This window comes from Pseudoxanthomonas sp. LjRoot204_2, assembly GCF_056175765.1.
Window position 1 is genome coordinate 1 of sequence record NZ_JBGFFG010000198.1, and the last position, 6,228, is coordinate 6,228.

At 67.7% G+C, this 6,228-nt stretch carries 4 protein-coding genes and 1 pseudogene; 3 read left to right on the top strand and 2 right to left on the bottom strand.

Annotated elements, in window-relative coordinates; genetic code table 11:
• A partial coding sequence (locus AC04L7_RS10595) for a UDP-2,3-diacylglucosamine diphosphatase (protein ID WP_475512969.1) occupies positions 1–402 on the bottom strand: 402 nt, incomplete at its 3' end.
• Entirely contained in the window at positions 399–2,126 is a 1,728-nt protein-coding gene (gene olsF / locus AC04L7_RS10600; RefSeq protein ID WP_435996939.1) for a bifunctional ornithine lipid synthase OlsF, read from the bottom strand. The genes olsF and AC04L7_RS10595, both read right to left, overlap by 4 nt.
• 203 nt (positions 2,127–2,329) lie before the next feature.
• Here olsF and metK point away from each other — a divergent pair, with 203 nt between their 5' ends.
• The 3 genes and pseudogenes from metK (at position 2,330) to AC04L7_RS10615 (ending at position 6,165) form a co-directional block, all read left to right on the top strand.
• A complete protein-coding gene (gene metK / locus AC04L7_RS10605) occupies positions 2,330–3,541 on the top strand; it encodes a methionine adenosyltransferase (RefSeq protein ID WP_475512970.1) in 1,212 nt (403 codons plus the stop codon).
• Positions 3,542–3,761: 220 nt separating this feature from the next.
• Positions 3,762–4,260 (top strand): annotated as a pseudogene (locus AC04L7_RS10610) (acyl-CoA thioesterase); the annotation flags it as partial.
• A 39-nt stretch (positions 4,261–4,299) separates the two neighbouring features.
• Positions 4,300–6,165 (top strand): ATP-binding cassette domain-containing protein, encoded by a 1,866-nt coding sequence (locus tag AC04L7_RS10615; protein WP_475512971.1) that lies wholly within the window; start codon positions 4,300–4,302, stop codon positions 6,163–6,165.
• The last annotated feature ends 63 nt before the right edge of the window (positions 6,166–6,228 follow it).

The following is a 6,228-nucleotide window of genomic DNA, read 5'->3' on the forward strand; positions in this document are numbered from 1 at the left end:
GTGGGTGACGCCGTCGTAGTCGTCGCCGTGCGTGACCAGCAGCCTGCGCCCATCGAGCGTGGTGTGGATCGCGCGGCGCCGCACCTGCATGGCGGGCAGCATCAGGCCGCAGAATCGGCGGATCGGCCTGTCGTGGTTGCCGGGCACGTAGACGAGTTCGGTCCCGTTGCGTGCCAGCGCGTGCAGCGCCTCAACCACGCGGTTGTGGGCCGCATCCCAGGACGCGCGGCGCTGTGCCATCCACCACAGGTCGACGATGTCGCCGACCAGATAAAGCCGCCGGCAACGCAATCCTGCGAGGAAATCGGCGAACTCCGCCGCGTGGCAGTGCTTGGAGCCGAGATGCACGTCGGAGACGAAGACCGCGCGCCGCATCGCAGGTGGCGCGGCCCGCGAACTCATGCTGCCGTTTCCATCGGACGCCACGCCTCGCCCAGATAGCGATCGCGCTTCTTCGGCCGGATGCGGTGCAGGTCCACCTCGATCAGGCCATCGATCGAATCGCTGAAATCCGGGTCCACCCCGAAAGCCAGGAAACGCGCACCCCCCGGCTCGCACAGCTCGGTGTACTGCTTGTAGAGCATCGGGATGGTTGCGCCCAGCGTGTCGAGGTTGGTCTTCAGCACACGGTAGGCCGTATCGGCGTCCAGCGCGTCGAAACGCGGCGGCGTGGCGGTATAGCGGAACGGATGGCGCGATCGCGCCTCGCCGTTCGCGTCGCCGTAGTAGTGCGCGTAGTACGCCACGATCTGTTCGCGCGCGTGCAGCGGCAGGGCGGCGCTCATCGACACCGCACCGAACAGGTAGCGCACCCGCGGATGCCGGCGCAGGTAGGCGCCGATGCCCTGCCACAGGTAGTCGATGCTGCGGCTGCCCCAGTAGTCGGGCACCACGAAGCTGCGGCCCAGCTCCATGCCAGAGGCCAGGCGTGGCAGCGCGTCGTCGGCATAGTCGAACAGCGTGGCGGTATAGAGGCCCTTCAGTCCCTGCGCCGCCAGCACGGGCGCGCCGCGCGCGATCCGATAGGCACCGGCGATCTTCCTGTGGGCGGCATCCCACAGCACGATGTGTTCGTACCAGGTGTCGAACGCATCCACGTCCAGGCGCTTGCCGGTGCCCTCGCCCACCGCGCGGAACGTCAGTTCGCGCAGCCGGCCGATCTCGCGCAGCAGCGGCGAACCACCGGCCAGCCGGCCGACGCAGATGCGCTTTCCGTCCGTCGTCTGCCCCAGCACGTCGAGGGTGGCGATGCAGGCCTCGAGCGTGTCCGGCGCCAGGGCATCGAGCAGCGGCTCCGGCGCATCGCTGCACTCGTTCGTTCCGGGCCGCGTCCGCCGGCCGAGCGCGTAGAGTGCCGCACGCACGCGCGCGATCGCGACGGCTGCATCGCCGTCGGTATCGATCCGCATCGGCTGGCCGACATGCAGCTGCAGGCGCCGCTGGCTGCGGCGGAACATCTCGCGCGCCAGCAACGCCGTACCCGCCGGCTTGAACAGCGCAGAGGCCCCATAGAAGAGCGGCGAGTTGCGTGCCTGCACACGGATCGGCAGCACCGGCGCACCGGTCGCACGCGCGAAACGCAGGAAGCCGCGGCGCCAGCGGGTGTCGCGCACGCCGCGCGGACCCAGGCGCGACACCTCACCGGCCGGAAAGACGATGACGCATTGTTCGGCCGCCAGCGCCTGCTCCACGGCGCGCACGCTCTCGCCACTGGGCTTCCCGCCGAGAATCCGCACCGGCAGCAGCAGACCGGCGATGTGGGCGATGCCGGACAGGACATCGTTCGCCACGATCTTCACGTCACGGCGCACGCGACCGACGAGTTGCAGCAGCGCCAGCGCATCCAGCGCGCCGGAAGGATGGTTGGCCACGATCAGCAGCCGTCCCTGCGCCGGGATGCGCTGCTCGCCGGCCGCATCCACTGTCGGGCGCAGGTTGAGGTGATCGATCGCGGCATCGATGAAGTCGAGCCCTTGCAGGTGGCCGTGGTCCGCAAGGAATGCATAGGCCTGGTCGAGCTTCGACCAGCGCCCGAGTGTGCGCAGCAGCGGCTGGGTCAGCCGGGCGCGGCGACCGCGGAACCAGTGGGGATAGCGTTCGGCGATCTGGCGTTCCAGCGGATGCATGGCGGGACCGGCGGCGGGGTTTCGCCGCGCAGCCTGCACCTGGCCTGCGACAGTGCGGTTGCGGTTTTCTGGCAATCCGGTGACAGGTGCGCTTGATGCCCGCTTAACCCCGGCGGACCCTGAACGGCGCAGAATGCACGCACCGCCCCCGGCGTGTATCATGCGCGCCCATCTTTTCATCCGAATCAAAGGATATAAGCCTGATGTCCAGCTACCTGTTCACCTCCGAATCGGTCTCCGAAGGCCATCCGGACAAGATCGCAGACCAGATTTCCGACGCCGTGCTGGACGCCATCCTGGCCCAGGACAAGCGCGCGCGCGTGGCCTGCGAGACGCTGGTGAAGACGGGCGCCGCCATCGTGGCCGGCGAAGTCACCACCAGCGCGTGGGTCGACATCGAGTCGCTGGCGCGCAAGGTCATCAATGACATCGGCTACGACAATTCGGACGTCGGCTTCGACGGCCACACCTGCGCCATCATCAACATGCTCGGCAAGCAGTCGCCCGACATCAACCAGGGCGTCGACCGCAAGAAGCCGGAAGAACAGGGTGCGGGCGACCAGGGCCTGATGTTCGGCTACGCCTGCAACGAGGCGCCGGAATTCATGCCCGCCCCRCTGTACTACAGCCACCGCCTGGTGGAACAGCAGGCCAAGGTGCGCAAGAAGGRCAAGCTGAAGTGGCTGCGCCCCGACGCCAAGTCGCAGGTCACCCTGCGCTACGACGGCAACACCGTCCTGGGCCTGGACGCCGTGGTGCTGTCGACCCAGCACGACCCGGACATCAAGCAGAAGGACCTGATCGAGGCCGTGCGCGCCGAGATCCTGGTGCCCGTGCTGCCGAAGAAGTGGCTGGACGCGCTGCCGAAGAACAAGGTGCACATCAACCCGACCGGCAAGTTCGTCATCGGTGGCCCGGTGGGCGACTGCGGCCTGACCGGCCGCAAGATCATCGTCGACAGCTACGGCGGCATGGCCCGCCATGGCGGCGGCGCGTTCTCGGGCAAGGATCCGTCGAAGGTCGACCGCTCGGCGGCCTACGCCGCGCGCTACGTGGCCAAGAACATCGTGGCCGCCGGCCTGGCCGACAAGTGCGAAGTGCAGGTCTCCTACGCCATCGGCGTGGCCGAGCCGACCTCGATCTCGGTCACCACCTTCGGCACCGGCAAGGTCGGCGACGACGTGATCGAGAAGCTGATCCGCAAGCACTTCGACCTGCGCCCGTACGGCATCACCCGGATGCTCGACCTCGAGCACCCGATCTACCAGCCGACCGCCAGCTACGGCCACTTCGGTCGCAAGCCGCGCGAGATCAGCTACGTGGACGCCGCCGGCAAGAAGCACACCGCGACCGCCTTCTCGTGGGAGAAGACCGACCGCGCCGAAGCGCTGCGCAAGGACGCCAAGCTGAAGTGACGACCCGGCGCGCCTGCGTTCGCAGGCGCCTTTGCCGGGCCGTCATCCCTGCTAACACAGGGATTCAGCGCCTCCGCCTCGAAGAACGGGCCGCGAAAGCGGCCCGTTCTTTCTTTCACCAGGCGTGAAGCGGAGCAAGCTCCGCTCTACGACACGGGTGACCATCACAGGGCGTGTCGGGATCGGTTAGCCTGCGCGCCTCACCCCCAGGAGGCGCGCCATGGAATCGCTCAAAAGCCACCAGCTCACCATGACGGTGCTGATGACGCCGGACATGGCCAACTTCTCCGGCAAGGTCCACGGCGGCGCGATCCTCAAGCTGCTCGACCAGGTGGCGTACGCGTGTGGCAGCCGCTACGCCGGCAAGTACGTGGTCACCCTGTCGGTGGACCAGGTGATGTTCCGCCAGGCCATCAACGTGGGCGAACTGGTGACGTTCCTCGCTTCGGTCAACCACACCGGTACGTCGTCGATGGAAATCGGCATCAAGGTCGTCGCCGAGGACATCCGCAAACAGAGCGTGCGCCACGCCAACAGCTGCTTTTTCACGATGGTGGCGGTGGACGACGACGGCCGGACCACCCCGGTCCCGCCACTGGCGCCGTCCACGCCGGACGAGATCCGCCGCTTCGCCGCCGCGCGCCTGCGCCGCCAGTTGCGCGAGGAAATGGAACGCCGGCACGCCGAACTGGGCAGCCGGGCCATCGAAACCGCCTGACCGGCGGCCGCCGGCAGGGCGCGCCGGCTACAATACACACATGTCCCTGATGCAATTCCAGCGGGTCGACTTCAGCGTCGGCGGGCCGCTTCTCCTCGAACACGTCGACCTGTCCATCGAACCCGGCGAGCGCGTCTGCATCGTCGGCCGCAACGGCATGGGCAAATCCACCCTGATGCGCCTGATGGCCAGCGAGCTGAAGCCGGACGACGGCGAGATCCGCGTGCAGAACGGCGTGGTGGTCGCGCGCATGGCTCAGGAAGTGCCGCAGGATACGCAGGGCACCGTGTTTGACGTGGTCGCCGAGGGCCTGGGCGACCTGGGCCAGCTGCTGGCGCGCTACCACCATGCACTCCACGACGGCGACATGGAGGCGATGGGTGAAGCCCAGGCGCTGATAGAGGCGCGCAATGGCTGGGACCTGGACTTGCGCGTGCAGCAGGTGCTGACACGGCTGGAGCTGCCGGAGGAGACCGACTTCGCGGCGCTCTCCGGTGGCATGAAGCGCCGCGTGCTGCTGGCGCAGGCCCTGGTCCGCAACCCCGACATCCTGCTGCTGGACGAGCCCACCAACCACCTCGACATCGAGGCGATCGCCTGGCTGGAAGGCTTCCTGAAGTCGTTTGGTGGCAGCATCGTCTTCGTCACCCACGACCGCAGCTTCCTGCGCTCGCTGGCCACCCGCATCCTCGAAATCGACCGCGGCCAGCTGACCAGTTGGCCGGGTGACTACGACAACTACCTGCGCCGCCGCGAAGAACGCCTGCACGCCGAGGCGCAGGAGAACGCGCGCTTCGACAAGCTGCTGGCGCAGGAAGAGGTCTGGATCCGACAGGGCATCAAGGCCCGCCGCACGCGCAACGAAGGCCGCGTCACCGCACTGAAGGCGATGCGCCGCGAGCGCGCCCAGCGCCGCGAGCTGTCCGGCAACGTGAGGATGGAGGCCGCGGCGGCGCAGTCGTCGGGCAAGAAGGTCATCGAGGCCAAGCACATCACCCAGGCCTACGACGGTCGCGTGCTGCTGGACGACGTGTCCGCGACGATCATGCGCGGCGATCGCGTGGGCATCATCGGCCCCAACGGCGCGGGCAAGTCGACCCTGYTGAAGATCCTGCTGGGCGAACTCGCGCCGCAGCAGGGCGAAGTGAAGCTGGGCACCGGCCTGCAGATCGCGTACTTCGACCAGCACCGCAGCCAGCTGGACGACTCCCGCACGACGCTGGAGAACGTCGCCGAGGGCAGCGACTTCGTCGAGATCAATGGCAGTCGCAAGCACGTCATCGGCTACCTGCAGGATTTCCTGTTCTCGCCTGAACGCGCGCGTGCGCCGATCACCCGCCTGTCCGGCGGTGAGCGCAACCGGCTGCTGCTGGCCAAGCTGTTCGCACAACCCTCCAACCTGCTGGTGATGGACGAACCGACCAACGACCTGGACGTCGAGACGCTGGAGCTGCTGGAAGAGCTGCTGCTCGACTACAAGGGCACGCTGCTGCTAGTCAGCCACGATCGCGACTTCCTCGACAACGTGGTCACCAGTACCCTGGTGCTGGAGGGCGAAGGACGACTGGGGGATTACGTCRGCGGTTACTCGGACTGGTTGCGCCAGCGCCGCGCGCCCGGCGCGACCGCCACGGCATCCGTACCGGTCAAACCCGCACTGTCGAAACAGCCCGAACCCGTGGCCGCCAAGCGCAAGCTGAGCTTCAAGGAAGCGCGCGAGCTGGAACAGCTGCCGGCGCGCATCGAAGCCCTGGAAACCGACATCGCCGCACGCACCGCCGCGATGAACGATGCGGCCTACTACCAGCAAGCGCCGGCCGACCTGCAGCGCGCGAACGATGAACTTGCCGCCCGACAGGCTGAGCTGGACCTCGCCTACCAGCGCTGGTCGGAGCTGGATGGCTGAAGCGCAATGATGCCGATGTGGGAGCGACGTGAGTCGCGATGGCACGCCAGTAACGCCTCATCG